Here is a 25748-nt window from a genome sequence, read left to right as displayed (position 1 = left end):
GATTGTGGCCCGCGCGCTGCCGGTAAGGAGCAGGTATTGAACTCGGGAGTGCGCTGCCGACGCCGCAGAATCGGCCCATCAACAGATATCCGTGATGGGCGCGAGATTTTTCGGGGCAAAAAAAAACGCCCCCTCGCGGGAGCGTCCTTTGTTGAAACGCCAGCGTATTACTTGCGTTTCATCGACAAGAAGAACTCGTCGTTGGTCTTGGTCGTTTTCAGCTTGTCGACCAGGAACTCGATGGCGGCGACTTCGTCCATCGGGTGCAGCAGCTTGCGCAGAATCCACATGCGCTGCAGTTCGTCGTCGGCGGTCAGCAACTCTTCGCGGCGGGTGCCGGAGCGGTTGATGTTGATGGCCGGGAACACACGCTTCTCGGCGATCTTGCGATCCAGAGGCAGCTCCATGTTGCCGGTACCCTTGAACTCTTCGTAGATCACTTCGTCCATCTTCGAGCCGGTTTCAACCAGCGCGGTGGCGATAATGGTCAGCGAGCCGCCTTCTTCGATGTTACGCGCGGCACCGAAGAAACGCTTCGGCTTCTCGAGGGCGTGGGCATCGACACCACCGGTCAATACCTTGCCGGAGCTCGGGATCACGGTGTTGTAGGCACGGGCCAGACGGGTGATGGAGTCGAGCAGGATCACCACGTCTTTCTTGTGTTCGACCAGACGCTTGGCCTTCTCGATCACCATTTCAGCAACCTGCACGTGACGGGTCGGCGGCTCGTCGAAGGTCGAGGCAACCACTTCGCCGCGCACGGTGCGCTGCATTTCGGTCACTTCTTCCGGACGCTCGTCGATCAACAGCACGATCAGGTGAACTTCAGGATTGTTACGGGCGATGTTCGCTGCGATGTTCTGCAGCATGATCGTTTTACCGGCTTTCGGCGGTGCGACGATCAGACCACGCTGGCCTTTGCCGATCGGTGCACACAGGTCGATCACGCGACCGGTGAGGTCTTCGGTGGAACCGTTGCCGGCTTCCATCTTCATGCGCACCGTCGGGAACAGCGGCGTCAGGTTCTCGAAGAGAATCTTGTTTTTCGCGTTCTCCGGACGATCGAAGTTGATCGTGTCGACCTTGAGCAGGGCGAAGTACCGCTCGCCTTCCTTCGGAGGCCGGATCTTGCCAACGATGGTGTCACCGGTGCGCAAGTTGAAGCGGCGGATCTGGCTCGGCGAGACGTAGATGTCGTCAGGGCCGGCGAGGTAGGAAGCGTCTGCGGAGCGCAGGAAGCCGAAGCCGTCCTGGAGAATCTCCAGCACGCCATCACCGGAGATTTCCTCGCCGCTTTTCGCGTGCTTTTTCAGCAGGGAGAAAATCACGTCCTGCTTGCGCGAACGGGCCATATTTTCTATGCCCATCTGTTCGGCCAATTCGAGCAGTTCGGTAATCGGCTTTTGCTTGAGTTCAGTCAGATTCATATAGGAATGACGTAATCATTTATGGAGGGGGGAAATTAAGCTTTTGGCTTAATGAGGCCGCGCCGCGGAGAAGGCGACAGGATCGCGAACTAATTCGAAAAGGAGTGCGTCGGCGACGGCTAGCAGGGGGCATTGGAGAAACCAGTGCGGGGCCGAATGTACCACCTGAGTTTCGGAGCGTCTAGCCCTGAATATGCAAAAAGCCCCGCGATTTGCGGGGCTTTTTTTCAGCGTTTTACTGCGACGCTCAGATGTTGGCGTCGAGGAAAGCCGCCAGCTGCGACTTCGACAGTGCGCCGACCTTGGTCGCTTCAACGTTGCCGTTCTTGAACAGCATCAGCGTCGGGATACCACGCACGCCATGCTTGGCCGGGGTTTCCTGGTTTTCGTCGATGTTCAGTTTGGCGACGGTCAGCTTGCCTTTGTAAGTCTCGGCAATCTCGTCCAGAACCGGTGCGATCATTTTGCAAGGGCCGCACCATTCAGCCCAGTAGTCGACCAGGACAGCGCCTTCGGCCTTGAGTACGTCGGCTTCGAAACTAGCGTCGCTAACGTGTTTGATCAGATCGCTGCTCATGGAATTCTCCAGGTTGTAAGCAAAAAAACGTGGCCCATCATAGCCGCCCTTCCCTTGTTCAGGAAGCCGCAGATGATTGAGTGTTGCTATGGCCCTTGATGAGTTTGGGTATAGCTCAAGTCACGCCGTGGCGGGAGCGATGAAGGCGATTCCAGTGCGCAGGGCGGCGTTGCGCACGTGTTCCTGCATGGCTTTCTGCGCCGCCGCCGAGGCGCGGCGCGCCAGTGCGCGGAGGATCTTGCGGTGTTCCTGCCAGGTTTCCATGGCGCGCTCGGCGCGGATGAACGGCAGTTTCTGGCTCTCGAGGAAGATCTCGGCGCTGGCGGTGAGAATGCTCAGCATCGCCTGATTACCGCTGGCAAGAAGGATGCGTCGGTGGAATTCGAAGTCGAGTTTCGCCGCTGCCTCAAAGTCGCCGAGCTTCAATTGCTCGCGCATGGCCGCAACGTTGTCTTCCAGCGCATCCAGATCGAACGTGCTCAACGTCACTGCCGCCAAACCTGCTGCAAACCCTTCGAGCGCATAGCGCAATTGAAAGATATCCAGCGGCGATGCCTGCGCCGCAAACGACCAGCCTGGCGCGTTGTCGCCGCGCGACAATTCGACCGGCGACTGCACGAACACGCCCTTGCCCGGCTGAATGCTGACCACGCCCAGTGCACTGAGCGACGACAGCGCTTCACGCAACGATGCCCGACTGACGCCCAGTTGCAGCGCCAGATCCCGTTGCGAAGGCAACGCGTCGCCGGCACCGAAGCCCTGTTCGGTGATCAGTTTGCGGATCGCTTGCAGCGCCACTTCGGGTACGGCGCGGGAGATCGAATTCATGATGTGCGGACGCGTCAGGGCCAAGGTGCGGCTAGTTGTAAAGCTATTCGTCGAGTCCGGCAAGTCGTGCCCCAGCGGGGTTCGGCGCGCACTGCCGATGCGCCATCGCAGTGCGAAAACCGAGTTGACTGTTCAGACCAGTAAGACCGAACCAAGCCGCTGATGCCGCGGCCTGCCGGGGCGAAATCCGCCTGTTGGCACGGCCCATGCTCTGTCCGATCGCAGCAACCACTTCCCGCCGATCCGGAGATTGTCCATGACCCAGCGTTACAGCGCCCTCCTCGCTTCCCTGTTTGCCGGCCTGCTGCTGTGCCAGGCCCCCGCTCACGCCGACGGTCTGGACGACGTGGTCAAACGCGGCACGCTGAAAGTCGCCGTGCCCCAGGACTTCCCGCCGTTCGGCTCGGTCGGCCCGGACATGAAGCCGCGCGGCCTGGATATCGACACGGCGAAACTGCTCGCTGACCAACTCAAGGTCAAACTCGAACTGACCCCGGTCAACAGCACCAACCGCATCCCGTTCCTCACCACCGGCAAAGTCGATCTGGTGATCTCCAGCCTCGGCAAAAACGCCGAGCGCGAGAAGGTCATCGACTTCTCCCGCGCCTATGCGCCGTTCTACCTCGCCGTGTTCGGTCCGCCAGACGCTGCGATCACCAGCCTCGACGACCTCAAAGGCAAGACCATCAGCGTCACCCGGGGCGCCATCGAAGACATCGAGCTGAGCAAAGTCGCCCCCGAAGGCGTGACCATCAAACGTTTCGAAGACAACAACTCGACCATCGCTGCTTATCTGGCAGGCCAGGTCGATCTGATCGCCAGCGGCAACGTGGTGATGGTCGCCATCAGCGAGAAGAACCCCAAGCGCGTGCCGGCGCTGAAGGTGAAGCTCAAGGATTCCCCGGTCTATGTGGGCGTGAACAAGAACGAAGCGGCGTTGCTGGCCAAGGTCAACGACATCCTCAACACCGCCAAGGCTGACGGCGCGCTGGAAAAAAACTCGCAGACCTGGCTGAAAGAGCCGCTGCCGGCCGATCTCTGATCGACTGCGCGGGAGACCTTCATGGCTTATCAGTTCGATTTTTTGCCGGTGGTGGAAAACACCGACCTGCTGCTGCGCGGCGCACTGTTCACCCTTGAGCTGACCGCCATCGGCGCGCTGCTCGGGGTCGGCGTGGGCATTGTCGGGGCGCTGGTGCGGGCGTGGCAGATCCGCCCGTTCTCAGCGATCTTCGGCGTCTACGTCGAGTTGATCCGCAACACGCCGTTTCTGGTGCAACTGTTCTTCATCTTCTTCGGCCTGCCGTCGCTCGGCGTGCAGATTTCCGAGTGGCAGGCGGCAGTGCTGGCGATGGTGATCAACCTTGGCGCCTATTCGACCGAGATCATCCGCGCCGGCATCCAGGCGATTCCGCGCGGGCAGCTGGAAGCGGCTGCGGCATTGGCGATGACGCGCTTCGAAGCGTTCCGCCACGTCGTCCTGCTGCCCGCGCTGGGCAAGGTCTGGCCGGCGCTGAGCAGCCAGATCATCATCGTCATGCTCGGTTCGGCGGTGTGTTCGCAGATCGCCACGGAAGAATTGAGCTTCGCCGCCAACTTCATTCAGTCGCGCAACTTCCGCGCCTTTGAAACCTATGCGCTGACCACCCTGATCTATCTGTGCATGGCGCTGCTGATCCGCCAGTTGCTCAACTGGTTCGGGCGTCGGTTCATTGCGAGGAGCAGCCAATGAGCGATTTCACTTTCTGGGACATCCTGCGCAACCTGCTCACCGGCCTGCAATGGACCCTGGCGCTGTCACTGGTGGCGTTCATTGGCGGCGGCCTCGTCGGCCTGCTGATTCTGGTGATGCGCATCTCCAAGAACACGCTGCCAAGCAGCATCGCCCGCACCTGGATCGAGCTGTTTCAGGGCACGCCACTGTTGATGCAACTGTTTCTGGTGTTCTTCGGCGTGGCGCTGGCCGGCATCGAGATTTCGCCGTGGATGGCCGCGGCGATCGCTTTGACCTTGTTCACCAGCGCCTATCTGGCGGAGATCTGGCGCGGTTGCGTCGAGGCCATTCCCCACGGTCAGTGGGAAGCCTCGTCGAGCCTGGCGCTCAATCCGCTTGAGCAGTTGCGCTACGTGATCCTGCCGCAAGCGCTGCGCATCGCCGTGGCGCCGACCGTGGGCTTCTCGGTGCAAGTGGTCAAAGGCACAGCGGTGACCTCGATCATCGGCTTCACCGAACTGACCAAGACCGGCGGCATGCTCGCCAATGCCACGTTCGAACCGTTCATGGTCTACGGCCTCGTCGCCCTCGGCTACTTCCTGCTCTGCTACCCCTTGTCCCTCAGTGCGCGCTACCTGGAAAGGAGACTGCATGCCTCTGCTTAGAATTTCCGCCCTGCATAAATACTACGGCGATCACCACGTACTCAAAGGCATCGACCTCAGCGTCGAGGAAGGCCAGGTCGTGGCGATCATCGGCCGCAGCGGCTCGGGCAAATCGACTCTATTGCGCACACTCAACGGCCTGGAGTCGATCAACGACGGCGTGATCGAAGTCGACGGCGAATACCTCGACGCCGCCCGCGCTGATCTGCGCAGCCTGCGACAGAAGGTCGGCATGGTCTTCCAGCAGTTCAACCTGTTCCCGCACCTGACCGTCGGGGAGAACGTCATGCTCGCGCCGCAAGTGGTGCAGAAAGTACCCAAGGCCAAGGCAGCCGAACTGGCGCGCGAAATGCTCGAGCGAGTCGGGCTCGGGGAGAAATTCGATGCCTTCCCGGACCGTTTGTCCGGTGGTCAGCAGCAACGGGTGGCGATCGCCCGGGCTTTGGCGATGTCGCCGAAGGTGCTGCTGTGCGATGAAATCACCTCGGCGCTGGACCCTGAGCTGGTCAATGAAGTGCTCAGCGTGGTGCGGCAATTGGCCAAGGAAGGCATGACGCTGATCATGGTCACCCACGAGATGCGCTTTGCCCGAGAGGTGGGCGACAAACTGGTGTTCATGCACCATGGCAAGGTGCATGAGGTGGGCGATCCGAAGGTGTTGTTTGCCAATCCGCAGACGGTCGAGCTGGCGAACTTTATTGGCACGGTGGAAGCGACAGCCTGAAAGGCCCTCTGTCCTGTTGATCGTTCCCACGCTCCGCGTGGGAATGCAGCCAGGGACGCTCCGCGTCCCAAAAGCGGACGCAGAGCGTCCGGTGAGGCATTCCCACGCGGAGCGTGGGAACGATCAGGTTCGGGGTGCGCGCTCCGGCGGTTTGAGCCATGCGCGTTGGCGCCAGCGTTTGATCGTGGCACGATGTCGGGGTTATCGACCGAGACCCCCTGACCATGCCGCAATCCCAAGCCAAGAATCTGTCCCTGATCGCCGCAATCGACCTGGGCTCCAACAGCTTTCACATGGTCGTGGCCAAGGCCCAGAACGGCGAAATCCGCATCCTCGAGCGCCTCGGCGAGAAGGTGCAACTGGCCGCCGGCATCGACGACGCGCGCCAGCTCAACGAAGAATCGATGCAGCGCGGCCTCGATTGCCTCAAGCGCTTTGCCCAACTGATCAACGGTATGCCGCTCGGCGCCGTGCGCATCGTCGGCACCAACGCCCTGCGTGAAGCGCGCAATCGTGGCGAATTCATCCGCCGCGCCGAAGAAATCCTCGGCCACACGGTAGAAGTCATCTCCGGCCGCGAAGAAGCGCGCCTGATCTATCTCGGCGTTTCGCACACACTCGCCGACACCCCAGGCAAACGTTTGGTCGCCGACATCGGCGGCGGCAGTACTGAATTCATCATCGGCCAGCGCTTCGAGCCGTTGCTGCGCGAAAGCCTGCAAATGGGCTGCGTGAGTTTCACCCAGCGCTACTTCAAGGACGGCAAGATCACCCCGGCGCGCTACGCCCAGGCTTACACGGCGGCGCGCCTGGAGATCATGAGCATCGAGCACGCCCTGCATCGCCTGACTTGGGATGAAGCCATCGGCTCCTCCGGTACGATTCGCGCCATCGGCCTGGCCCTGAAGGCTGGCGGCCACGGCAGCGGCGAGGTCAACGCCGAAGGCCTGGCGTGGCTCAAGCGCAAACTGTTCAAGCTGGGCGACGCCGACAAGATCGATTTCGAAGGCATCAAGCCTGACCGCCGCGCGATCTTTCCGGCGGGCCTGGCGATTCTCGAAGCGATCTTCGACGCCCTCGAACTGCAACGCATGGATCATTGTGAAGGCGCGCTGCGTGAAGGTGTGCTCTACGACCTGCTCGGCCGCCATCATCACGAAGACGTGCGCGAACGCACCCTGACCTCGCTGATGGAGCGCTATCACGTCGATCTGGAACAGGCGGCGCGGGTCGAGCGCAAGGCCCTGCACGCGTTCGATCAGGTTGCCGTGGACTGGGAGCTGGATGACGGCATCTGGCGCGAACTGCTCGGCTGGGCGGCGAAAGTCCACGAAGTCGGCCTCGACATCGCTCACTATCACTACCACAAGCACGGTGCCTACCTGATCGAGCACTCCGATCTGGCCGGCTTCTCCCGCGAGGATCAGCAGATGCTCGCGCTATTGGTGCGCGGGCACCGGCGCAATATTCCCAAGGACAAGTTCGCCGAATTCGGCGATGACGGAATCAAGCTGATTCGCCTGTGCGTGCTGCTGCGGTTCGCCATTCTGTTCCATCACATTCGCGGAACCCAGGCGATGCCGCAGGTGGCGCTGCATGCGAGTGGCGATCATCTCGATGTGGAATTCCCGGAGAACTGGCTGGATGAAAATCAGCTGACCCAGGCGGATTTCGGGCTTGAGGCGGACTGGTTGACGCGGGTGGGGATTGTTCTCACGGTGCACTGAGTAACTGGCTGGCACAAAAAAGGCGATCCGTTAGGATCGCCTTTTTATTGGGTTTGTTTGAGAGCGGCGGTGTAGCTCCCCCCTCACCCCAGCCCTCTCCCGAGGGAGAGGGAGCCGATTTGTACTAGCGTTGAGGCCAGAGTTCGATCAGGTATTTCAGGTCAGTGTATGACGCGAGACACCTCGGTCAGTCCCCTCTCCCTCTGGGAGAGGGTTAGGGTGAGGGGCTTTTGACTTTCAGCTCTCAGCTGCTCACCGGCAATATCGGGCTGCCCAACCGCTCCAGCAACGTCGCCTGCGCACTGCGCGGGTTCTGGTTACCGGTGGGCGTGTTGCGAATGTAGCGGCCGTCCGACTGCAAACTCCAGCTGTGGGTGTTGTCGGTCAGGTACAGCTCCAGCTCCTTCTTGACGCGGGTCAGCAGCTTCTTGCCTTCCACCGGGAAGCAAGTCTCGACGCGCTTGTCGAGGTTGCGCTCCATCCAGTCGGCGCTGGAGAGGAACATCTGCTCGTCGCCGCCGTTGAGGAAGTAGAACACCCGCGTGTGCTCGAGGAAGCGGCCAATGATCGAGCGCACATGAATGTTGTGCGAGACCCCGGCGATGCCCGGACGCAGGCAGCACATGCCGCGCACCACCAGATCGATGCGCACGCCGGACTGGCTGGCCTTGTACAGCGCGCGGATGATCTTCGGATCGGTCAGCGAGTTGAACTTGGCGATGATGTGCGCCGGTTTGCCTTCGAGGGCGAACTGGGTTTCGCGGGCAATCATGTCGAGCATGCCCTTCTTCAGGGTGAACGGCGCATGCAGCAGCTTTTTCATGCGCAGCGTCTTGCCCATGCCGATCAACTGGCTGAACAGTTTGCCGACGTCTTCGCACAAAGCGTCGTCGGAGGTCAGCAGGCTGTAGTCGGTGTAGAGCTTGGCATTACCGGCGTGGTAGTTACCCGTGCCAAGGTGCGCATAACGGACGATCTCGCCAGCCTCACGGCGCAGGATCAGCATCATCTTGGCGTGGGTCTTGAAGCCGACCACGCCGTAGATCACCACTGCGCCCGCCGCTTGCAGACGGCTGGCCAGTTGCAGGTTGGATTCTTCGTCGAAGCGCGCGCGCAGCTCGATCACCGCAGTGACTTCCTTGCCGTTACGCGCGGCATCCACCAGCGCATCGACGATCTCGGAGTTGGCGCCGGAGCGGTACAGGGTTTGCCGTACGGCCAAAACATGCGGGTCTTTCGCGGCCTGACGCAGCAGGTCGACCACCGGGGTGAACGACTCGAACGGGTGCAGCAGGAGGATGTCCTGCTTGCTGACCACACTGAAGATGTTTTCGCTGTTTTGCAGCAGTTTCGGGATCTGCGGGGTGAACGGCGTGTATTGCAGCTCCGGATGGCTGTCCAGACCGGTGATGCTGAACAGACGCGTCAGGTTGACCGGGCCGTTGACCTGATACAGCTCGGTCTCGCTCAGGTTGAACTGCTTGAGCAGATAGTCCGAGAGGTGTTTCGGGCAGGTGTCGGCAACTTCCAGACGCACCGCGTCACCGTAGCGCCGCGAGAACAACTCGCCACGCAGGGCGCGGGCCAGGTCTTCGACGTCTTCGGAATCGAGCGCCAGGTCGGCGTTTCGGGTCAGACGGAACTGGTAGCAGCCTTTGACCTTCATGCCTTGGAACAGGTCATCGGCGTGGGCGTGGATCATCGACGACAGGAACACATAGTTGTCGCCGGCGCCGCCGACTTCTTCCGGCACCTTGATGATCCGTGGCAGCAGGCGCGGCGCCGGAATGATCGCCAGACCGGAGTCGCGCCCGAAGGCGTCGATGCCTTCGAGCTCGACGATGAAGTTCAGACTCTTGTTCACCAGCAGCGGGAACGGGTGCGTCGGGTCGAGGCCGATCGGGGTGATGATCGGCGCGATCTCGTCGCGGAAATAGCGGCGTACCCAAGTCTTGAGCTTGGTTGTCCAGTTGCGCCGACGGATGAAGCGCACCTGATGCTTTTCCAGCTCGGGCAGGAGGATGTCGTTGAGGATCGCGTACTGGCGGTCGACGTGACCGTGGACCAGTTCGCTGATCCGCGCCAGCGCCTGATGCGGCTGCAAGCCGTCAGCACCGGCCTGTTCACGGGCGAAGGTGATCTGCTTTTTCAGCCCGGCGACGCGGATCTCGAAGAATTCGTCGAGGTTGCTGGAGAAGATCAGCAGGAACTTCAGCCGCTCCAGCAACGGGTAGGACTCGTCCAGCGCCTGTTCCAGCACGCGGATGTTGAACTGCAATTGCGAAAGCTCGCGGTGGATGTACAGGCTGCTGTCATCCAGGCCGGGAATGGCGATCGCCGGCACCGCCACAGCGGTTTCGGCAACCGGCGCGGGTGGCGCAGGCTCCAGTTCCGGCGGGGTTTCGGTGATTTGCTCGACCACCGGCTGAGCTTCTTTTACGGCAACTTCAGTGAGTCCTTCGGTATTCATGGAATGTTCCTGGGAGGGCTATTTCTGCTCTCGTAACAATTGAGCGGCACGAACGGCAAAGTAAGTCAGGATGCCATCTGCACCGGCACGTTTAAAGGCGGTCAGTGACTCGAGGATCACCGCTTCGCTCAACCAGCCATTCTGGATAGCGGCCATGTGCATGGCGTATTCGCCACTGACCTGATAGACGAAGGTCGGCACCTTGAAGGCATCTTTGACCCGAAAAAGAATGTCCAGGTAGGGCATGCCCGGTTTGACCATGACCATGTCCGCACCTTCGGACAAGTCGGCACCGACTTCGTGCAGCGCTTCGTCGCTGTTGGCCGGGTCCATCTGATAAGAGGCCTTGTTGGCCTTGCCGAGGTTCGACGCCGAACCCACGGCATCGCGGAAAGGGCCGTAGTAGGCGCTGGCGTATTTGGCCGAGTAGGCCATGATGCGCACGTTGACGTGACCGGCAATTTCCAGCGCCTCACGAATCGCCTGGATGCGGCCGTCCATCATGTCCGATGGCGCCACCACCTGCGCGCCGGCTTCAGCATGGGACAGCGCCTGACGCACCAGCGCATCGACGGTGATGTCGTTCTGCACGTAGCCGTCTTCGTCGAGAATGCCGTCCTGACCGTGGGTGGTGAACGGGTCCAGCGCCACGTCAGTGATCACGCCCAGCTCCGGGAACCGCTCACGCAGGGCGCGAGTGGCGCGCTGGGCGATGCCTTCGGGATTCCACGCTTCGGCAGCATCGAGGGATTTCAGTTCAGGCGGCGTGACCGGGAACAGCGCCAGCGCCGGAATGCCCAGCTCGATCCATTTCGCCGCTTCTTCAAGCAGCAGATCAATGGTCAGTCGCTCGACGCCCGGCATCGAGGCCACGGCTTCGCGGCGGTTTTCACCGTCGAGCACGAACACCGGCAGGATCAGGTCATCGACCGTCAATACGTTTTCACGCACCAGCCGCCGCGAAAAATCATCACGACGATTGCGACGCAGACGAGTGGCTGGGAACAGACGATTGGCGGGGGTAAAGCTCACGGCAGACTCCTGAGCCCGGGCAAACGGGCGAGCGTGACAGTTATAGACGGCCATTATGACTAACAGATGACAGTTATGTGTGCTCTGTGACAGGTAGCCGCAATCCATTGTCGATGTAGGAAATGTTCACGTCGAGACACATTTGGACACTTTCATGAATGTGCCCGAAGGGTTAGGCTGCGCGTTCATTTCGCCAGCACCCAGACAATGCTCCAACAATTTCTGCACGACTTTGGCTACTTTGCCTTGTTCCTCGGCACGTTCTTCGAAGGCGAAACCATTCTGGTGCTCGCAGGCTTCCTTGCGTTCCGTGGATACATGGACATCAACCTGGTGGTGGTTGTGGCGTTCTTCGGCAGCTATGCCGGCGATCAGCTGTGGTACTTCCTGGGGCGCAAGCACGGGCGCAAATTGCTTGCGCGCAAGCCGCGCTGGCAGATGATGGGCGACCGCGCGCTGGAGCACATCCGCAAACATCCGGACATCTGGGTCCTGAGCTTCCGCTTCGTTTATGGCCTGCGCACCGTGATGCCGGTGGCGATCGGCCTGTCCGGTTATCCACCGGGACGTTACCTGCTGCTCAACGGTATCGGCGCGGCGATCTGGGCCACCGCACTGGCTGCGGCGGCTTACCACTTCGGCGCAGTGCTGGAAGGCATGCTCGGCAGCATCAAGAAGTACGAGCTATGGGTGCTCGGCGCCTTGCTGATCCTCGGGCTGGGCCTGTGGCTGCGGCGCCGCTTCAAGAATGCGCAACTGGCAAAGAAAATCTATCAGGACGAGCAGCTCGCCAAGGCCGCCGAGGCAGAGCAGTTGCGCCAGGCCGAAGCGCCCCCTCCTGCCGGGCCGAAAACGCCAGCCGAATAAGCCATTCGCTGGCGGCTGCCACGCGCATTCCAGGCAAATAATGAACACCCCGCCGCCGTTGCGATCCATTGAGAGAGCGCTCTGTTCCCGCGCGCGCCAGCCATGCCCCTATGGCCACGCGCGACGATTTAAGGGACATTGAGCGCCATGAATCTGGAGAGAAGCCCATGAGCAAAAAAGTTGCAGTGATCCTGTCCGGCAGTGGCGTGTACGACGGCGCCGAAATCCAGGAAAGTGTCATCACCCTGCTGCGCCTCGACCAGCGCGGCGCACAGGTGCAGTGCTTCGCGCCAAACATCGCGCAATTGCATGTGATCAACCACCTGACCGGCGAAGAAATGCCGGAATCGCGCAACGTACTGGTGGAATCGGCGCGGATTGCCCGGGGCAACGTCAAGGATATCCGCGACGCCGATGTCGAGGATTTCGACGCACTGATCGTGCCCGGCGGTTTCGGCGCGGCAAAGAACCTGTCGAACTTCGCCATCGAAGGCGCCGGCTGCACCGTACAACCTGAAGTGCTAGCCCTGGCCGAAGCATTTGCCGAAGCGGGCAAACCGGTCGGGCTGATCTGCATCTCACCGGCGCTGGCGGCGAAAATCTATGGCCCGGGGGTGACTTGCACCATCGGCAACGACGCCGACACCGCTGCGGCCATGAACAAAATGGGCGCCACCCACGAAGAGTGCGCCGTGACGGAAATCGTCGAAGACAAGGCGCGCAAACTGGTCACCACCCCGGCGTACATGCTGGCGCAGACCATCAGTGAAGCGGCTTCGGGGATCAACAAACTGGTCGACCGCGTGCTCGAACTGACTCACGAAAACGACGCTTGAAATCAAAAGATCGCAGCCTTCGGCAGCTCCTACAGGTTTCGTGTCGCGCCGTGATATTGCGGCATACACCGCCCCTGTAGGAGTTGCCGCAGGCTGCGATCTTTTCAGGGCTTGCGGGTGAGCCGGGTGAGAATCCGATCCAGCGCATTGGCAAACGCCTGCTTCTCGCGCTCGCCAAACGGCGCCGGGCCGCCGCTCATCTGGCCCTGCTCCCTGAGATCGGTGAACAGATTCCGCACCGCCAGCCGCTCGCCCATGTTCTGCGCATCGAACTCCTTGCCGCGCGGATCCAGTGCCGCCACGCCCTTCTTGACCAGCCGATCGGCCAGCGGAATATCGCTGCAGATCACCAGCTCGCCCGGCACGGCGTGCTCGACCAGATAATCATCCGCCGCATCCGGCCCGCTCGGCACCACGATCAGTTTGACGATGGCCAGCCCCGGCTTGGTCTGCGGCTGCCCGGCTACCAGCACCACTTCGAACTGGCGCTTGAGGGCGAATTTCACTACAAGATCCTTCGCCGCCCGTGGACAGGCGTCGGCATCAATCCATACACGCATGTTCTTGCCTCCAAAAAATTCGCGAGCAGGCTCGCTCCCACAGGATACATACCGAACCTGTGGGAGCGAGCCTGCTCGCGAATATGAGCGCAGCGAATGCCTTTATGCAGCCGAAACCCGACGCTTCTCCGCCACCCAACTGCGCCCATACAGCACAGCAATCGCCACAATCGCCACCACCTGCGCGGTCAGCGAATAGGCATCGGCATGGATCCCCAGCCAGTCGAATTCAAAGAACGCGACCGGCCGTGTGCCGAAGATCCCGGCTTCCTGCAAGGCCTTCACGCCATGCCCGGCAAACACCACCGACAGCGCGCACAACAGCGCGGCGTTGATGCTGAAGAACAGCGTCAGCGGCAGTTTCGCCGAGCCGCGCAGAATCACCCAGGCCAGGCCGACCAGCAGCACCAGCGCCGTCGCGCCGCCGGCCAGCACGGCGTTGTGCCCGGCTGGACCGGCCTGCAGCCACAGGGTTTCGTAGAACAGGATCACTTCAAACAACTCGCGATAGACCGAGAAGAACGCCAGGATCGCAAAGCCGAAACGTCCACCGCCGCCGACCAGACTGCTTTTGATGTAATCCTGCCAGGCCGCCGCATGACGGCGGTCATGCATCCACACGCCGAGCCACAACACCATGACGCTGGCAAACAGCGCGGTGGCGCCTTCCAGCAACTCACGCTGCGAACCGCTGACGTCGATGACGTACGCCGCCAGTGCCCAGGTACCCAGACCTGCCAGCAGTGCCAGACCCCAGCCAACGTTGACACTGCGTACTGCCGATTGCTGACCGGTATTGCGCAGGAAGGCGAGGATCGCCGCCAGCACCAGAATCGCTTCCAGGCCTTCGCGCAGCAGAATCAGCAGGCCGGAGATGAAGCTCAGCGACCAGCTCAGACCATCGCTGCCCAGCAGGCCGGCGGATTCCTTGAGTTTGGCTTTGGCCGCGTCCAGACGCTGTTCGGCCTGCTCGACCGGCAGACCATCCTGCAATGACTGCCGATACGCCATCAGCGATTTTTCGGTGTCCTTGCGCACGTTGGCATCGACGTTATCCAGCGAGCTTTCGACCAGTTCGAAGCCTTCCAGATACGCCGCCACCGACAGGTCATAGGCCTGATCGTGTTCACCGGCGCGGTAGGCCGCGAGGCTTTTGTCCAGCGTGGCGGCGGTGTAATCGAGCAACTGCGCCGGACCGCGCTTGACCTGCGGCGGTTGCGCGCGCTGGGCACGGAACGTCGCCGCGACCTCTGCGCCCTCGGCAGCCTGCACCTCGGCCGGGGTCTGGCGGGCCAGGTCGGCGATGTTGTAGACCTTGTCGGACTTGGCGGCCGCCGCATCGGCGCTGAAGCCGGCGATGTAGGTGGCCAGATCCCAGCGCTGGCGATCATCGAGCTGATCGGCGAACGCCGGCATGTCGGTGCCTTCGACGCCCTGGCCGAGGGTGCTGTAGATCGCGTACAGACTCAGGTGATCCATCCGCGCAGCGTCGCGCAGGTTGGCTGGCGCAGGGGTCAGACCGACACCGGCCGGGCCGTCGCCAGCACCAGTGTCGCCGTGGCACACCGAGCAATTTTGCGCATACAGCGGCGCACCGCGTGTCGGGTCCGGAGTGATGATCGGTGCCTGGCTGACTTCATAAGCCACCGCCAGTTTCGCCCCCAGCTGTCGGGCCTGACGGGCGACATCAGCACCGTCCTGCTTCGCAGTGATGGCGGCGTGCAAAGATTCGACGCCCTGTTCCAGCGCGGCTTTTTCCGGTTTGGCTGGCAATGCAGTGATCAAGCCTTGCAGAACCTGGGTGAATTCCAGCTGCTCGCGGTATTCGCCATCGTCGATGACTTTGCCTGCCGCGACCGTCGGCGGGTAATCGGCACTGATGTAATCGAGCAGGTGCAACGCTTGCGGCGCGCCTTCCACGGTATCGGCCAGCAGCGGCAGGCTGCTCAGGGACAATAACGGGAACAGCAGCCAGGCCAGCAATCGGGACGAGGCAGTCATGAACGAATCTCAAATGGAAATGCGAAGTTACATATTGTTCACTTCGAAGACATTTCTCTCAAGCTTTGTCGGCGTTTCGCTTTGATTGGCAGGAAATACCCGGCAGACGGCAGCAGCGTTTGTCGCCGAGTATTGCCGCACTGCCCGCTGCCGATTGACGCTCGATCAAGATCGCAGCCATTTGCCACCATCCACTTTATACTGCCCGCCCCAGAGCATTTGCGCGCAAGGAATCAACCTCAATGCGGAGTCTTCCGTTCGTTTTGCTGCTTTGCGTCGCTGTTCAGTTGAGCGGTTGTGCCGCCTATCGCAACTACGATCTTGAAATGCAGCAGACCACCGAGCAAATGACCCGGGGCAATCTGACCGGGGCTCTGGCACTGGTGGAAATGAACAACCCGTGGGAAGACAAGGATCTGCTGTATTACCTGGAAAAAGGCGCGATCCTCAGCGCTGGCAGTGCCCTGCCCGACAGCCAGGACGCCTGGCGCAATGCCGACCGCATGATCTTCCAGCGCGAGGAAGCCAACCCGTCCGGCGCGATGAAATTACTGGCCCGTTTCGGTGATGAAATGGGCACGATGCTGGTCAACGACAAGCTGCGGCGCTATGAAGGCTACGATTACGAAAAGGTCATGTTGACTACGCAAATGGCCTTGAACCAGCTATCCGTCAATGACTTTGCCGGCGCCCGCGCAGACATCAGGAAAACCCACGAACGCGAAGCATTGATCGCCCGCCAGCGTGAAAAGCAATACGAAGCGGCCGAGGAACAGGCAAAAGCTCAAGGCAAAGTTCTCCATTACAAGGAACTGGAAGGCTACCCGGTCGCCTTGCTTGATGCGCCGCAGGTCGTTGAGCTGAAAAACGGCTATCAGAGTGCGTTCAGCCACTATCTGGCCGGATTCACCTATGAAGCCCTCGGCGAACGCGCCCTCGCGGCGGCCGGTTATCGTCAGGCGATCGAACTGCGGCCGGATATGCCCTTGCTGCAAAAGGCCCTGCGCAATCTCGACAAACCGCCAGCGAAAGCCGATGAAAGCGATGTGTTGCTGATTATCCAGAGTGGCCTGGCCCCGGCTCGCAGCTCCGTGCAGGTGCCGATCCCGGTTCGTCTGAACGAAACGCTGGTCATCATTGCGCCCATTTCATTCCCGGTGATGGTGCCGGACGCGGTCACACCCAACTTCAGCCATATCACCGTAGACGGTCGCAAACAGCCGTTGGTAGTGATCAATAGCGTGACCGATATGTCCATGCGCACACTGCGCGACGACATGCCGCAAATCATCTCGCGGGCGATGTTCCGCGCCAACATGGCCGCCATCGGTCAAGCGCAGGAAAACGAGCGCAACCCGGCGAAAGCCTCGTTGATCGTCACTCAGCATGATCCGTTCGAAGAAGCCGACACCCGCACATGGCGAGCGTTGCCGGACAAGACGCTGGTCGCCCGCCTGCGCTTGAAAAAAGGCCTGCATACCTTCCGTTTTGCGCCTGCGTCCATCGACCACCCTTTTGAAATGCGCGTCGACCAGGACCGCCAGATTCTGCACCTGCGGGTATTCCGGGATCAGGTCTATACCGTCGGATCAGCCTTTGTACCGAATCAAAAACCCGCGTCGGATACACCCGCTTCTGCGGAGAAGTGATGGCACCGCATCTGAAAATGCACCCAAAAAGCTATTACATAGCCATCACCCCACGTTTATAATGCCGCGCCCTCGCCCAGCGAGCCGGCATCAAAAGCTCCTCACGCATGAGGAATTGGCAGGAGGCCAGCGCCACCGTCGATAGGTCACACCAGCCCGACCAGCACACGCGGCTGCAAGTTTTGTTACTCAGGGAAGAAGTACCCATGGCATTCCGCGCTCCCATGCTGCTCGCGCTCAGCGCCGTCACGCTGTTGTCCGGCTGCGCAGCGTTTCGCAACTACGATTCCGAACTGGCCCAGACCAATCAGCAACTGGCATCCGGCAACGTCGACGCCGCGCTGACCCTGCTGGAAAAGAACAACACCGGCACCGACAAAGACCTGCTCTATTACTTCGAGAAAGGCGAACTGCTGCGCGCCAAGGGCGACCTGTCAGGCAGCCAGAACGCGTGGGGCAGCGCCGATCAGGTGGTCGGTCAATGGGAAGACGCGGTCAAGCTCGACTCGGCCAAGTACCTGGCGCAGTTCGGCAGCTTCATCGTCAACGACAAGGTGCGTCGCTACGAAGGCTATGACTACGAAAAAGTCATGCTGACCACGCAGATGGCTCTGAACCTGTTGGCGGTCAACGATTTCGATGGTGCCCGCACGGCGATCAAAAAGACTCACGAACGCGAAGCAGTGATCGCTGACCTGCGCGACAAGGAATACCTCAAGAGCGAAGAACAGGCCGAGAAAGAAGGCATCAAGACCCAGTACAAGGATCTGCAGGGTTATCCGGTGGCCAGCCTCGACGCGCCGGAAGTGGTCGGCCTGAAAAACAGCTACCAGAGTGCGTTCAGCCATTACCTGGCCGGTTTCGTTTACGAAGCCCTGGGCGAGAAGGATCTGGCCGCGCCGGGTTATCGCAAGGCTGCCGAATTGCGCCCGAACACGCCGCTGCTCGAGCAGGCGCTGGTCAACCTCGACAAGCCTTCCAAATCCGATGACAGCGACATTCTCATCGTCGTGCAGAGCGGTCTGGCCCCGGCCCGTGACTCGATTCGCGTACCGCTGCCGCTGCCGATTTCCAACAACGTGGTGATCACCCCGTTGTCGTTCCCGATCATCAAACCGGACACCTCCACCGCGCCTTTTGCGCAGATCGGCGTCGACGGCAAGCAGGTCGACCTGACCGCACTGAACAGCACCACCGCCATGTCCCGCCGCGCTCTGCGTGATGACATGCCGGGGATCATCGTGCGCACCACCGTGCGCGCGATCACCAAAGGCGTGGCGCAGAAGCAGATCAACGAAACCAATCCGCTGGCCGGTCTCGCTGTGGGTATTTCTTCAGCAGTGCTCGAAGGTGCCGATACCCGTACATGGCGCACCCTGCCGGACAACACCCAAGTGGTGCGTCTGCGCCTGAAAAAAGGTGAGCATCAGGTTACCCTGCCGAGCGCCGTCGGCGGCTCGGTGGTCAAGGTCACCGTCGACCAGCGTTACCAAGTGATCAGCCTGCGTGCCGTGGGCAACCAGGTATTCGCTGGCGGCATCGCTGCTCACGTAATGCCGAGCGCTGCCGCGACCAACGTCGCCAGCCTCAAACAACCTTAAGAACGGAGTCTTTGCAATGCGCTTGAAGATCATCGCCGTCGCCGCCCTCGCCTTGCTGGCAGGCTGCGCCACCCCGCCACCACCTGAGCCGGGCAGCGCCGCGAGCAAAGTCGTGGCCATGGGCCCGCAGAAACACATCGTCGTCGGCGCCATGCGCGTGGCTCGTGAAAACGGCTTCATGACCGTCAACGTGCAGTTGAGCAACACCCTTAACAGCAACAAGATTTTCTACTACCGCTTCGCCTGGCTCGGCGCCGAAGGTTTCCCGGTTGCCGAAGAAGAAGTGTGGAAAAGCCAGATGATGTACGGCGCCCAGACCAGCTTCATTCAGGCCATCGCCCCGACCCCGAAAGCCGTGGATTTCCGTCTGGAAATCAAGACGCCTTAAGCCCGCCACCCTATTTCTGATTGAGAGAGCTTTCTCATGTTTGCACGCTTTTCCTGCATCGCCGTCATCGCCCTGCTCGCCTCCGGTTGCGCCAACACCTCGCCGACCCTGGGCAGCAAGAACATCAGCTACGGCGACACCAAAGCGGTTGAAACCGTGACCAACGAATTCGGTTCGACCGACCTGCAAATGATCGCCGAGTCGATGACCCGCTCGCTGGCCCAGTCCGGCATTCTGCAGGGCCGTCCGGTGGTTCAGGTCTACGATGTGAAGAACAAGACCAGCGAGTACATCGACACCCGCGAAATCACCACCAGCATCAAGACCCAACTGATGAAAACCGGTGTTGCGCGCTTCGCCAGCGACAACAATGCAATGCAGAGCCAGGTCGACCAGCTCAAGCTGCAAAACCAGAGCGGCCTGTACAAGAAAAGCACCGTGGCCAAGACCGGCAACATGGTTGCCGCCAAGTACCGCATCGAAGGCTCGATCAGCTCGATCGTCAAGCGCAGCAGCGACTACAAGGACGTCTTCTACAAATTCAGCCTGCAGTTGATCGACGTCGAAAGCGGTCTGGCCGAGTGGATGGACGAAAAAGAGATCCGCAAAACCACGGAGCGTTAATCGATGCGCACATGGATTGGCATGATGGCCCTGGCTTGCGCGTTCAGCGCGCAGGCGGCCCCGAAGGTAGCGGTGACGGATCTGGCATATCAGGAGCGCGTGGAGCAATACATCCACATCGTTTCGGCGCAGAGCAATCACCGCGAGAGTTACTACAGCGCCAGCGGTTCTTCGAGCTACAACGAGATCGAAGCGACCACCAGCTACATCGAACAGGGCGAGTTGCGCAAATTCACCGGCGACATCAAGGGTGAAATCCTGCGTACCGGCATGTTCCAGCTGGTGCAGGGCACGCCGTATACCGCCTCATCCAAAGGCGACGTGTATGACATGATCAAGCGCATCAAGGCCGGCAACTTCAAAGGCGCCGACTACGTGCTGTTCGGCACCGTGTCCGACATCGATTTCACCCAGGACATCAACGAGCTGGCGCACACCGACAGCTACTCGGCAGTGCTGGGCCTGACGCTGGTGGCGGATTTCAGCCTGATCAATACCAAGACCTACGAGATCACCTCGGCCTTCACGGCGATGGGCGAAGCGCAGGACACCAAACTGGTGAACCATCGCGACATCAAGATCTCGCTGAACCGTCCGCGGGTGGTGCGTGAGGTGTCGAAGGCCTTGGGCGAAGACGTGGCCGGGCAACTGAGCATGCAACTCGGTGGCGGTGACGGTTATGAGCAGCCGCGTGAAGCGCCGCAGCGCAATAATCTGCCGCGTGATACGGCGCCGGTGATTTTACGCTGAGCCGATCTGAGGACTTTTGTGGCGAAGGGCTCTGTGGCGAGGGGATTTATCCCCGTTGGGTCGCGAAGCGGCCCTCGCTATTGATTCAAGACGATTGGGACTGCTGCGCAGTCCAACGGGGATAAATCCCCTCGCCACAAAAGCTCGCTTGCCCCGATGTCTCGGTAGAAATGAAAAAGGCGACCTCTTGAGGTCGCCTTTTTTCTGTCCGAGCGGTTTACGCCGCCGCTTTGCGCAACGTCGCCATGAACGCCGCCGCGCCAATGAATAACCCGGCAAAGGTGCGGTTCATGCGTTTCTGCTGCTTGGGCGTGCGCAACAGGCGCAGCACCTTCGACGCCAGTCCGGTGTAGCCGGCCATGACAATCAGATCGACGAAAACCATGGTCACGCCGATCACCACATACTGAATCAGCAGCGGCGCATGGGGATTGATGAACTGCGGCAACACCGCGAGCATGAACACCAACGCCTTGGGGTTGCTGATGTTCACCAGAAAGCCGCGAAACACCAAAGCCAGCGGCTTGCCGATCGGCCGCACTGCGGCGTCATCGCTCATGTCCATGGGCAGCGCCCGCCATTGCTTGATCGCCAGGTAAACCAGATAGGCGACACCGAACCATTTGATCGCATGGAATGCTGTGGCCGAAGCGGTGAGCACAGCGCCAACACCCGCGCCGACAATCGCGATCTGCACCGCCAGACCGATCTGCAGGCCCAGTGCGTTCCAGTAGCCGCGCCAGAATCCGTACTGCAGACCGCTGGACATCGACGCGATGGCGCCCGCGCCCGGGGACAGGCTGATCACCCAGCAGGCGGCAAAAAATGCCAGCCATGTTTGAAGCTCCATCGCACACCTCGGCTGATGCTTGTGACAAGTCGTCAAAACTAATGCTGTTTGGGGCTAAAAGCAAAAGATCGCAGCCTTCGGCAGCTCCTACAGGGATCGTATTCCAAATGTAGGAGCTGCCGAAGGCTGCGATCTTTTGATCTTGCTGGAAAAGCTACTTCTCAAAGCCACTCGACGGAAACACATCTGTCCCGCGCCAACGCCGCACCGAACGCTGGAAGAACAGGCTGTTCGGCACCTGCACCATGGCGCTGCCGGTGCCCGACTCTTCGGCCTCGACCAGCGTGGTGTAGAGCAGATTGATCGCGATCACCCGGCCTTTGACGCCAGGCTTGTCGGTGGTATCCACCAGCTCGACTACGTCGCCGAGGCGGAACGGCCCGACGGTGAAGATCAGAATCGCGCAGAGCAGGTTCGACAGCACGCTCCACATGGCGAAGAACGCCACCGCCGCCACCGCGACAAATCCCGACAGCGCCGTCCACAGCACCGTGGCCGAAACGCCGAGGCGCTCGAGCACGAAGAGCAGCGCGCTGCCCATGATCAGCCAGCGCAACACGCCGCGTAGCGGCATCAGCAACTGCGGCGGAAACGGATAGCGCTCACCCAGGCGAGTGAAGCCTTTGGCGACGAAACGCTGGGTCAGGTAACCGGCCAGCAGAATCAGCAGAATCTGCGCGGTGAACCACAACGGTTCGACCCACACCGCCGAGAAAGGCAGCTTGAAGGCTTCCATCAGGACAACGCCTCCAGCTCCGCCTGCATGCTTTCCAGGGTTTCCAGCGCTTCCATCCAGGCTTCTTCCAGCTCGGCTTCACGAACCTTCAATTTCGCCTGTTCGGCGAGCAGATCACGCAATTCATTCTTGCGCGCCGGCTCGTAGATATCGCTGTCACCGAGGCTGGCATCGACCTTGGCCAGTTTCTCGTGGAGCTTGCCCAGCTCGGCTTCAAGCTTGTCGGCCTCGCGCTTGTGCGGCGCCAGTTGCTGACGCAACGCTGCCGCCGCCTGGCGCTGCGCTTTCTTGTCGGTCTTGTCCGGGTTGACAGGCGTGTTGCTGACCGGCGCATTGCGCTGACGGTATTCCACCAGCCAGCGCGCGTAGTCTTCGAGATCGCCGTCGAACTCTTCGACCTTGCCGTCAGCGACCAGATAGAAGTTGTCGGTGGTGCTCTTGAGCAAGTGCCGATCGTGAGAGACCACCAGCACCGCACCGCTGAATTCCTGCAGGGCCATGGTCAGCGCCAGACGCATTTCCAGATCGAGGTGGTTGGTCGGTTCGTCGAGCAGCAGCAGGTTCGGCCGCTCCCAGGCGATCAGCGCGAGGGCCAGACGGGCCTTCTCGCCACCGGAGAAATTCAGCACCGGCTCATCGATGCGCGCCCCCCGGAAGTCGAAGCCGCCGAGGAAATCGCGCAAGGTCTGCTCGCGCTCACCCGGCGCGAGGCGCTGCAAATGCAGCAACGGGCTGGCCTTGGAGTCCAGCGAGTCGAGCTGATGCTGGGCGAAGTAGCCGACCACGGTGTTTTCGCCACGGGTCAGGCGCCCGGCCAGCGGTTCGAGCTCGCCGGCGAGGTTCTTGATCAGCGTCGATTTACCCGCGCCGTTCGGCCCAAGCAGACCGATCCGCGCACCCGGGGTCAGTTGCAGCTTGACCTTCTCGAGGATGGTCTTGTCGCCATAACCCAGGCGTGCATCGGACAGGTCGATCAGCGGACTGGAGATCTTGGTCGACTCACGGAAGACAAAGTCGAACGGTGAATCGACGTGGGCCGCCGACAGCTCTTCCATGCGCTCCAGCGCCTTGATCCGGCTCTGCGCCTGACGGGCCTTGGTCGCTTGCGCCTTGAAACGGGCGATGTAGCTTTCCATGTGCGCACGCTGCGCCTGCTGCTTCTCGTAGGCCTGTTGCTGCTGGGCCAGACGCTCGGCACGGGCGCGCTCGAACGCGGTGTAGCCGCCACGGTAGAGGGTCAGTTTGCGCTGATCGACATGGGCAACGTGATCGACCACTTCGTCGAGGAAATCCCGATCGTGGGAAATCAGCAGCAAGGTGCCCGGATAACTCTTCAGCCACTCTTCGAGCCAGATGATCGCATCGAGGTCCAAGTGGTTGGTCGGTTCGTCGAGCAGCAGCAGATCCGACGGGCACATCAGTGCCTGCGCCAGATTCAGACGCATCCGCCAGCCACCGGAGAAATCGCCTACCTGACGATCCATCTGCTCATTGGTGAACCCAAGACCGGCGAGCAGCTTGCGCGCCCGCGCATCGGCGGTGTAACCGTCGGCGCTGTCGAGTTCGGCGTGCAGGCGCGCCAGCGCGGTGCCGTCGTGGGCCTGCTCGGCGGCGGCAAGCTCGCGTTGCACCTCGCGCAGACGCAGGTCGCCATCGAGCACATAATCGACCGCCAGGCGTTCGAGGGTGTCGACCTCCTGGCGCATGTGCGCGATACGCCAGTCGGCCGGCAGCAGGCAGTCGCCCGAATCCGGGTGCAACTCGCCGCGCAGCAGGGCGAACAGGCTGGATTTGCCGGCACCGTTGGCGCCGATGAGGCCGGCTTTGTGGCCGGCGTGCAGGGTCAGCTCGGCGTCTTCTAGCAGACGTTGCGGGCCACGCTGTAAAGTCAGGTTCTGAAGTCGGATCATAATGGCGGCGGAGTCTACCAGCTTCGCTCACAACTGGCGCGAGTAGCACGATGTCCTCTGACCTGTGGAGCTTTGCCCTTGATGTCTACGCCTGCCCGGGTGTGGAAGATGCCTGCCTGCAATTGCAAACGGCGGGCGCCAATGTCTGCCTGCTGCTGTGCGGTTTGTGGCTGGAGCAGCGCGCGGTGGCCTGCGATCAGCCGCGCGTACGCTTACTCAAGGCCTTGACCGCGCCGTGGGATATCGAAGTGGTGCAGCCGCTGCGAACCCTGCGCCTGCAATGGAAAGCGCGGGCCGTCGACGATGCGGTGGTGGCCGGCATGCGGGAGCAGATCAAATCACTGGAGCTGGAAGCTGAGCGCACCTTGCTTTCACGCCTTGAAGGTGTGGCGCAAGAGTGGACGCGCAACGATGCAGGTTCGGTGACCTGGCTTGAAGACCTGGCCGGCAATGCCGCCAGCCTGAACCGCGACGCGCTGCAAGTGCTGCGCGTCGCGGCAACCGGCACTTAGGAAGCGCTGGTCGGGGTGCTGCTGACGTTCGACGAAGCAGCTGGCGCTGGCGCAGTCGAAGTGGTCGAGTGGGCGGCGGACGACGGTGCCGACGCAGCTGGAGCAGCCGGGGTAGCGGCAGTGACAGGCTTGGCCGCTGGAGCGGTGGCCGGTTTGGTCGCGGCTGGTTTGGCAGCTGCAGGCTTTTTCACCGCTGGTTTTGCGGCTGGCTTGGCGGCCGGTTTTGCAGCAGCGGTCGCAGGCTTGGCGGCCGGTTTCGCAGCGGTTTTTGCCGCAGGTTTTGCTGCCGATGTTGCGGCTGGTTTGGCAGCCGGTTTTACCGTCACTTTCGCAGCAGGTTTGGCGCCGGCCGGCTTGGCCGCAGTCCTGGCAGCAGGCTTCGCAGCGGCAGTCTTGGCAGCAGGTTTTGCTGCTGGTTTCGCTGCTGCTTTGGCAGCAGGTTTGGCGGCTGCGGTTTTCGCCGGTGCAGCTTTGCTCGCGGCCGGTTTTGCAGCGGCTTTGGCAGGGGTGGCTTTCACTGCTGGCCTGGCTGCAGCAGGTTTGGCTGCGGTGGTTTTAGCCGCCGGTTTTGCCGCGCTCGCCGCCGGCTTCTTCGCTGCAGTTTTCGCCGCTGGTTTGGCAGCCGCTTTCACTGGCGCCTTGGCCGCTGGTTTGGTGGCGGTTTTCGCAACAGCAGGTTTCGCCGCAGCGGTCTTCGCCGGGGCTTTGCTTGCAGCAGGTTTAGCAGCGACTTTCTTCGCTGGTGCTGCTGCCGGTTTGGCCGAACGCGACGACAGAACCTTGCCCACTGCTTCCTGCACGCGGCCGACACCCTGGGCCAGTTTCAGGCTTTCCTGGGCATCGCGCTTGAGTTGCAGAATGTAGCTGCGGGTTTCGGACTGACGATCTTTCAAAGCGTCCAGCAGGTCTTCGAGTTCTTTCACGGCAGCCTTGGCTTTGTTCTGTGCCTTGGCTTTGCCGGCGGTGGCGGCGTCCTGCAATTTAGAGCGCGATTTGTGCAGTTTTTCCTGCGCCTTGCCGCGCTGTTTTTCCAGCTTGGCGAGCAGTTTTTCAGCATCAGCCAAGGCTTGCGAGCAAGCGTTTTCCAAATGCTCGAGCAGGCTGCCCGACAACTGTTGGAGTAAGTGCAACGGAGTATTTACAGGCTTCTTGGTGGCCGACATGGTTTACCTCCTGGCTGACGTGAGTGCGGCTCATACTAGACCTCTGCTGATACCGCCGCTAGGGCATGTTGACAGTATCTGCACCGTTGCGTTGCACCGAAGCCGAAATGTTCTGTACGCGGGAAAAAGCAGTTCAC

The 25748-nt window shown here is 61.1% G+C and carries 24 protein-coding genes; 13 read left to right on the top strand and 11 right to left on the bottom strand.

What is annotated here, in order from left to right:
• Nucleotides 1–167: 167 nt before the first annotated feature.
• The 3 genes from rho to AB4N48_RS25625 form a co-directional block, all read right to left on the bottom strand.
• Nucleotides 168–1427, bottom strand: a complete 1260-nt coding sequence (gene rho, locus AB4N48_RS25635) for a transcription termination factor Rho (protein WP_003229334.1) — start codon at nucleotides 1425–1427, stop codon at nucleotides 168–170.
• Nucleotides 1428–1674: 247 nt separating this feature from the next.
• On the bottom strand, nucleotides 1675–2004 hold the full coding sequence (trxA, locus tag AB4N48_RS25630) for a thioredoxin TrxA (protein ID WP_003206727.1): 330 nt from the start codon (nucleotides 2002–2004) through the stop codon (nucleotides 1675–1677).
• A gap of 120 nt (nucleotides 2005–2124) precedes the next feature.
• A complete protein-coding gene (locus AB4N48_RS25625) occupies nucleotides 2125–2832 on the bottom strand; it encodes a FadR/GntR family transcriptional regulator (RefSeq protein ID WP_056791723.1) in 708 nt (235 codons plus the stop codon).
• Between the two features lie 256 nt (nucleotides 2833–3088).
• Between AB4N48_RS25625 and AB4N48_RS25620 the strand changes: the two genes are divergently transcribed.
• The 5 genes from AB4N48_RS25620 (at nucleotide 3089) to ppx (ending at nucleotide 7662) form a co-directional block, all read left to right on the top strand.
• A complete protein-coding gene (locus AB4N48_RS25620) occupies nucleotides 3089–3874 on the top strand; it encodes a transporter substrate-binding domain-containing protein (protein WP_016772623.1) in 786 nt (261 codons plus the stop codon).
• 21 nt (nucleotides 3875–3895) lie between these two features.
• Nucleotides 3896–4564 (top strand): amino acid ABC transporter permease, encoded by a 669-nt coding sequence (locus tag AB4N48_RS25615; RefSeq protein ID WP_122612308.1) that lies wholly within the window; start codon nucleotides 3896–3898, stop codon nucleotides 4562–4564.
• Nucleotides 4561–5211, top strand: coding sequence for an amino acid ABC transporter permease (locus AB4N48_RS25610; protein ID WP_016772621.1), 651 nt, complete (start codon nucleotides 4561–4563; stop codon nucleotides 5209–5211). Before AB4N48_RS25615 ends, AB4N48_RS25610 begins: the two co-directional genes overlap by 4 nt.
• Complete coding sequence (locus AB4N48_RS25605; RefSeq protein WP_256807805.1) at nucleotides 5198–5935, top strand: amino acid ABC transporter ATP-binding protein; 738 nt, start codon at nucleotides 5198–5200, stop codon at nucleotides 5933–5935. Before AB4N48_RS25610 ends, AB4N48_RS25605 begins: the two co-directional genes overlap by 14 nt.
• Nucleotides 5936–6159: 224 nt before the next feature.
• Nucleotides 6160–7662 carry an exopolyphosphatase gene (gene ppx / locus AB4N48_RS25600; RefSeq protein WP_076564507.1) on the top strand — a complete coding sequence of 501 codons (1503 nt, stop codon included), beginning with the start codon at nucleotides 6160–6162 and terminating at the stop codon, nucleotides 7660–7662.
• Nucleotides 7663–7906: 244 nt separating this feature from the next.
• On the opposite strand, the gene ppk1 is transcribed toward ppx, so the two are convergent.
• Together ppk1 and hemB are read right to left on the bottom strand one after the other, a co-directional pair.
• Nucleotides 7907–10132: a polyphosphate kinase 1 gene (gene ppk1 / locus AB4N48_RS25595; RefSeq protein ID WP_016772619.1), complete on the bottom strand. Its 2226-nt coding sequence runs from the start codon at nucleotides 10130–10132 to the stop codon at nucleotides 7907–7909.
• Nucleotides 10133–10150: 18 nt separating this feature from the next.
• Nucleotides 10151–11164, bottom strand: coding sequence for a porphobilinogen synthase (gene hemB, locus AB4N48_RS25590; protein ID WP_122751194.1), 1014 nt, complete (start codon nucleotides 11162–11164; stop codon nucleotides 10151–10153).
• A 207-nt stretch (nucleotides 11165–11371) separates the two neighbouring features.
• On the opposite strand from hemB, the gene AB4N48_RS25585 reads away from it, so the two are divergent.
• Both AB4N48_RS25585 and elbB read left to right on the top strand, forming a co-directional pair.
• Complete coding sequence (locus tag AB4N48_RS25585; RefSeq protein ID WP_095181269.1) at nucleotides 11372–12031, top strand: DedA family protein; 660 nt, start codon at nucleotides 11372–11374, stop codon at nucleotides 12029–12031.
• Between the two features lie 167 nt (nucleotides 12032–12198).
• Nucleotides 12199–12867 carry an isoprenoid biosynthesis glyoxalase ElbB gene (gene elbB / locus AB4N48_RS25580; protein ID WP_016772616.1) on the top strand — a complete coding sequence of 223 codons (669 nt, stop codon included), beginning with the start codon at nucleotides 12199–12201 and terminating at the stop codon, nucleotides 12865–12867.
• Nucleotides 12868–12971: 104 nt separating this feature from the next.
• On the opposite strand, the gene AB4N48_RS25575 is transcribed toward elbB, so the two are convergent.
• Nucleotides 12972–13427: a YaiI/YqxD family protein gene (locus AB4N48_RS25575; RefSeq protein ID WP_041476910.1), complete on the bottom strand. Its 456-nt coding sequence runs from the start codon at nucleotides 13425–13427 to the stop codon at nucleotides 12972–12974.
• Nucleotides 13428–13529: 102 nt separating this feature from the next.
• Nucleotides 13530–15428, bottom strand: a complete 1899-nt coding sequence (locus AB4N48_RS25570; protein WP_095181268.1) for an FTR1 family protein — start codon at nucleotides 15426–15428, stop codon at nucleotides 13530–13532.
• A gap of 242 nt (nucleotides 15429–15670) precedes the next feature.
• On the opposite strand from AB4N48_RS25570, the gene AB4N48_RS25565 reads away from it, so the two are divergent.
• From AB4N48_RS25565 to AB4N48_RS25545, 5 genes are all read left to right on the top strand, one after another.
• Nucleotides 15671–17077, top strand: coding sequence for a COG3014 family protein (locus AB4N48_RS25565; protein ID WP_150637080.1), 1407 nt, complete (start codon nucleotides 15671–15673; stop codon nucleotides 17075–17077).
• Nucleotides 17078–17283: 206 nt separating this feature from the next.
• Nucleotides 17284–18678, top strand: coding sequence for a COG3014 family protein (locus tag AB4N48_RS25560; protein WP_056791673.1), 1395 nt, complete (start codon nucleotides 17284–17286; stop codon nucleotides 18676–18678).
• Nucleotides 18679–18694: 16 nt separating this feature from the next.
• Nucleotides 18695–19066 (top strand): YcfL family protein, encoded by a 372-nt coding sequence (locus AB4N48_RS25555; protein WP_016772611.1) that lies wholly within the window; start codon nucleotides 18695–18697, stop codon nucleotides 19064–19066.
• A gap of 36 nt (nucleotides 19067–19102) precedes the next feature.
• Nucleotides 19103–19690: a penicillin-binding protein activator LpoB gene (gene lpoB, locus AB4N48_RS25550; RefSeq protein ID WP_016772610.1), complete on the top strand. Its 588-nt coding sequence runs from the start codon at nucleotides 19103–19105 to the stop codon at nucleotides 19688–19690.
• A gap of 3 nt (nucleotides 19691–19693) precedes the next feature.
• Nucleotides 19694–20440 carry a penicillin-binding protein activator LpoB gene (locus AB4N48_RS25545; RefSeq protein ID WP_236167750.1) on the top strand — a complete coding sequence of 249 codons (747 nt, stop codon included), beginning with the start codon at nucleotides 19694–19696 and terminating at the stop codon, nucleotides 20438–20440.
• A gap of 217 nt (nucleotides 20441–20657) precedes the next feature.
• Here AB4N48_RS25545 and rhtB read toward each other — a convergent pair whose 3' ends face one another.
• The 3 genes from rhtB to AB4N48_RS25530 all read right to left on the bottom strand — a co-directional run bounded on the left by rhtB (nucleotide 20658) and on the right by AB4N48_RS25530 (nucleotide 23936).
• On the bottom strand, nucleotides 20658–21290 hold the full coding sequence (gene rhtB / locus AB4N48_RS25540) for a homoserine/homoserine lactone efflux protein (RefSeq protein ID WP_024014759.1): 633 nt from the start codon (nucleotides 21288–21290) through the stop codon (nucleotides 20658–20660).
• 154 nt (nucleotides 21291–21444) lie between these two features.
• Nucleotides 21445–22026 (bottom strand): mechanosensitive ion channel domain-containing protein, encoded by a 582-nt coding sequence (locus AB4N48_RS25535; protein ID WP_460094505.1) that lies wholly within the window; start codon nucleotides 22024–22026, stop codon nucleotides 21445–21447.
• Nucleotides 22026–23936: an ATP-binding cassette domain-containing protein gene (locus AB4N48_RS25530; RefSeq protein WP_056791667.1), complete on the bottom strand. Its 1911-nt coding sequence runs from the start codon at nucleotides 23934–23936 to the stop codon at nucleotides 22026–22028. Before AB4N48_RS25530 ends, AB4N48_RS25535 begins: the two co-directional genes overlap by 1 nt.
• A 50-nt stretch (nucleotides 23937–23986) precedes the next feature.
• Here AB4N48_RS25530 and AB4N48_RS25525 point away from each other — a divergent pair, with 50 nt between their 5' ends.
• Nucleotides 23987–24448, top strand: coding sequence for a TIGR02444 family protein (locus AB4N48_RS25525; RefSeq protein WP_460094504.1), 462 nt, complete (start codon nucleotides 23987–23989; stop codon nucleotides 24446–24448).
• On the opposite strand, the gene AB4N48_RS25520 is transcribed toward AB4N48_RS25525, so the two are convergent.
• Nucleotides 24445–25611, bottom strand: coding sequence for an AlgP family protein (locus AB4N48_RS25520; RefSeq protein WP_460094502.1), 1167 nt, complete (start codon nucleotides 25609–25611; stop codon nucleotides 24445–24447). The two genes, AB4N48_RS25525 and AB4N48_RS25520, sit on opposite strands and share 4 nt — an antisense overlap.
• Between the last annotated feature and the right edge of the window lie 137 nt (nucleotides 25612–25748).

It is taken from the genome of Pseudomonas sp. S2_C11 (assembly GCF_054668395.1).
The sequence above is the reverse complement of the archived record's forward strand: the minus strand, read 5'-3'. Positions and strand labels throughout refer to the sequence as shown.

Coding starts and splice junctions, on each gene's coding strand:
- AB4N48_RS25570 (WP_095181268.1), bottom strand. CDS start 15,428: ATGACTGCCTCGTCCCGATTGCTGGCCTGGCTGCTGTTCCCGTTATTG.
- AB4N48_RS25525 (WP_460094504.1), top strand. CDS start 23,987: ATGTCCTCTGACCTGTGGAGCTTTGCCCTTGATGTCTACGCCTGCCCG.
- rhtB (WP_024014759.1), bottom strand. CDS start 21,290: ATGGAGCTTCAAACATGGCTGGCATTTTTTGCCGCCTGCTGGGTGATC.
- AB4N48_RS25560 (WP_056791673.1), top strand. CDS start 17,284: ATGGCATTCCGCGCTCCCATGCTGCTCGCGCTCAGCGCCGTCACGCTG.
- AB4N48_RS25555 (WP_016772611.1), top strand. CDS start 18,695: ATGCGCTTGAAGATCATCGCCGTCGCCGCCCTCGCCTTGCTGGCAGGC.
- trxA (WP_003206727.1), bottom strand. CDS start 2,004: ATGAGCAGCGATCTGATCAAACACGTTAGCGACGCTAGTTTCGAAGCC.
- AB4N48_RS25585 (WP_095181269.1), top strand. CDS start 11,372: ATGCTCCAACAATTTCTGCACGACTTTGGCTACTTTGCCTTGTTCCTC.
- AB4N48_RS25615 (WP_122612308.1), top strand. CDS start 3,896: ATGGCTTATCAGTTCGATTTTTTGCCGGTGGTGGAAAACACCGACCTG.
- AB4N48_RS25565 (WP_150637080.1), top strand. CDS start 15,671: ATGCGGAGTCTTCCGTTCGTTTTGCTGCTTTGCGTCGCTGTTCAGTTG.
- AB4N48_RS25545 (WP_236167750.1), top strand. CDS start 19,694: ATGCGCACATGGATTGGCATGATGGCCCTGGCTTGCGCGTTCAGCGCG.
- AB4N48_RS25610 (WP_016772621.1), top strand. CDS start 4,561: ATGAGCGATTTCACTTTCTGGGACATCCTGCGCAACCTGCTCACCGGC.
- AB4N48_RS25535 (WP_460094505.1), bottom strand. CDS start 22,026: ATGGAAGCCTTCAAGCTGCCTTTCTCGGCGGTGTGGGTCGAACCGTTG.
- AB4N48_RS25620 (WP_016772623.1), top strand. CDS start 3,089: ATGACCCAGCGTTACAGCGCCCTCCTCGCTTCCCTGTTTGCCGGCCTG.
- AB4N48_RS25530 (WP_056791667.1), bottom strand. CDS start 23,936: ATGATCCGACTTCAGAACCTGACTTTACAGCGTGGCCCGCAACGTCTG.
- AB4N48_RS25625 (WP_056791723.1), bottom strand. CDS start 2,832: ATGAATTCGATCTCCCGCGCCGTACCCGAAGTGGCGCTGCAAGCGATC.
- elbB (WP_016772616.1), top strand. CDS start 12,199: ATGAGCAAAAAAGTTGCAGTGATCCTGTCCGGCAGTGGCGTGTACGAC.
- AB4N48_RS25520 (WP_460094502.1), bottom strand. CDS start 25,611: ATGTCGGCCACCAAGAAGCCTGTAAATACTCCGTTGCACTTACTCCAA.
- lpoB (WP_016772610.1), top strand. CDS start 19,103: ATGTTTGCACGCTTTTCCTGCATCGCCGTCATCGCCCTGCTCGCCTCC.
- ppx (WP_076564507.1), top strand. CDS start 6,160: ATGCCGCAATCCCAAGCCAAGAATCTGTCCCTGATCGCCGCAATCGAC.
- ppk1 (WP_016772619.1), bottom strand. CDS start 10,132: ATGAATACCGAAGGACTCACTGAAGTTGCCGTAAAAGAAGCTCAGCCG.
- rho (WP_003229334.1), bottom strand. CDS start 1,427: ATGAATCTGACTGAACTCAAGCAAAAGCCGATTACCGAACTGCTCGAA.
- AB4N48_RS25575 (WP_041476910.1), bottom strand. CDS start 13,427: ATGCGTGTATGGATTGATGCCGACGCCTGTCCACGGGCGGCGAAGGAT.
- AB4N48_RS25605 (WP_256807805.1), top strand. CDS start 5,198: ATGCCTCTGCTTAGAATTTCCGCCCTGCATAAATACTACGGCGATCAC.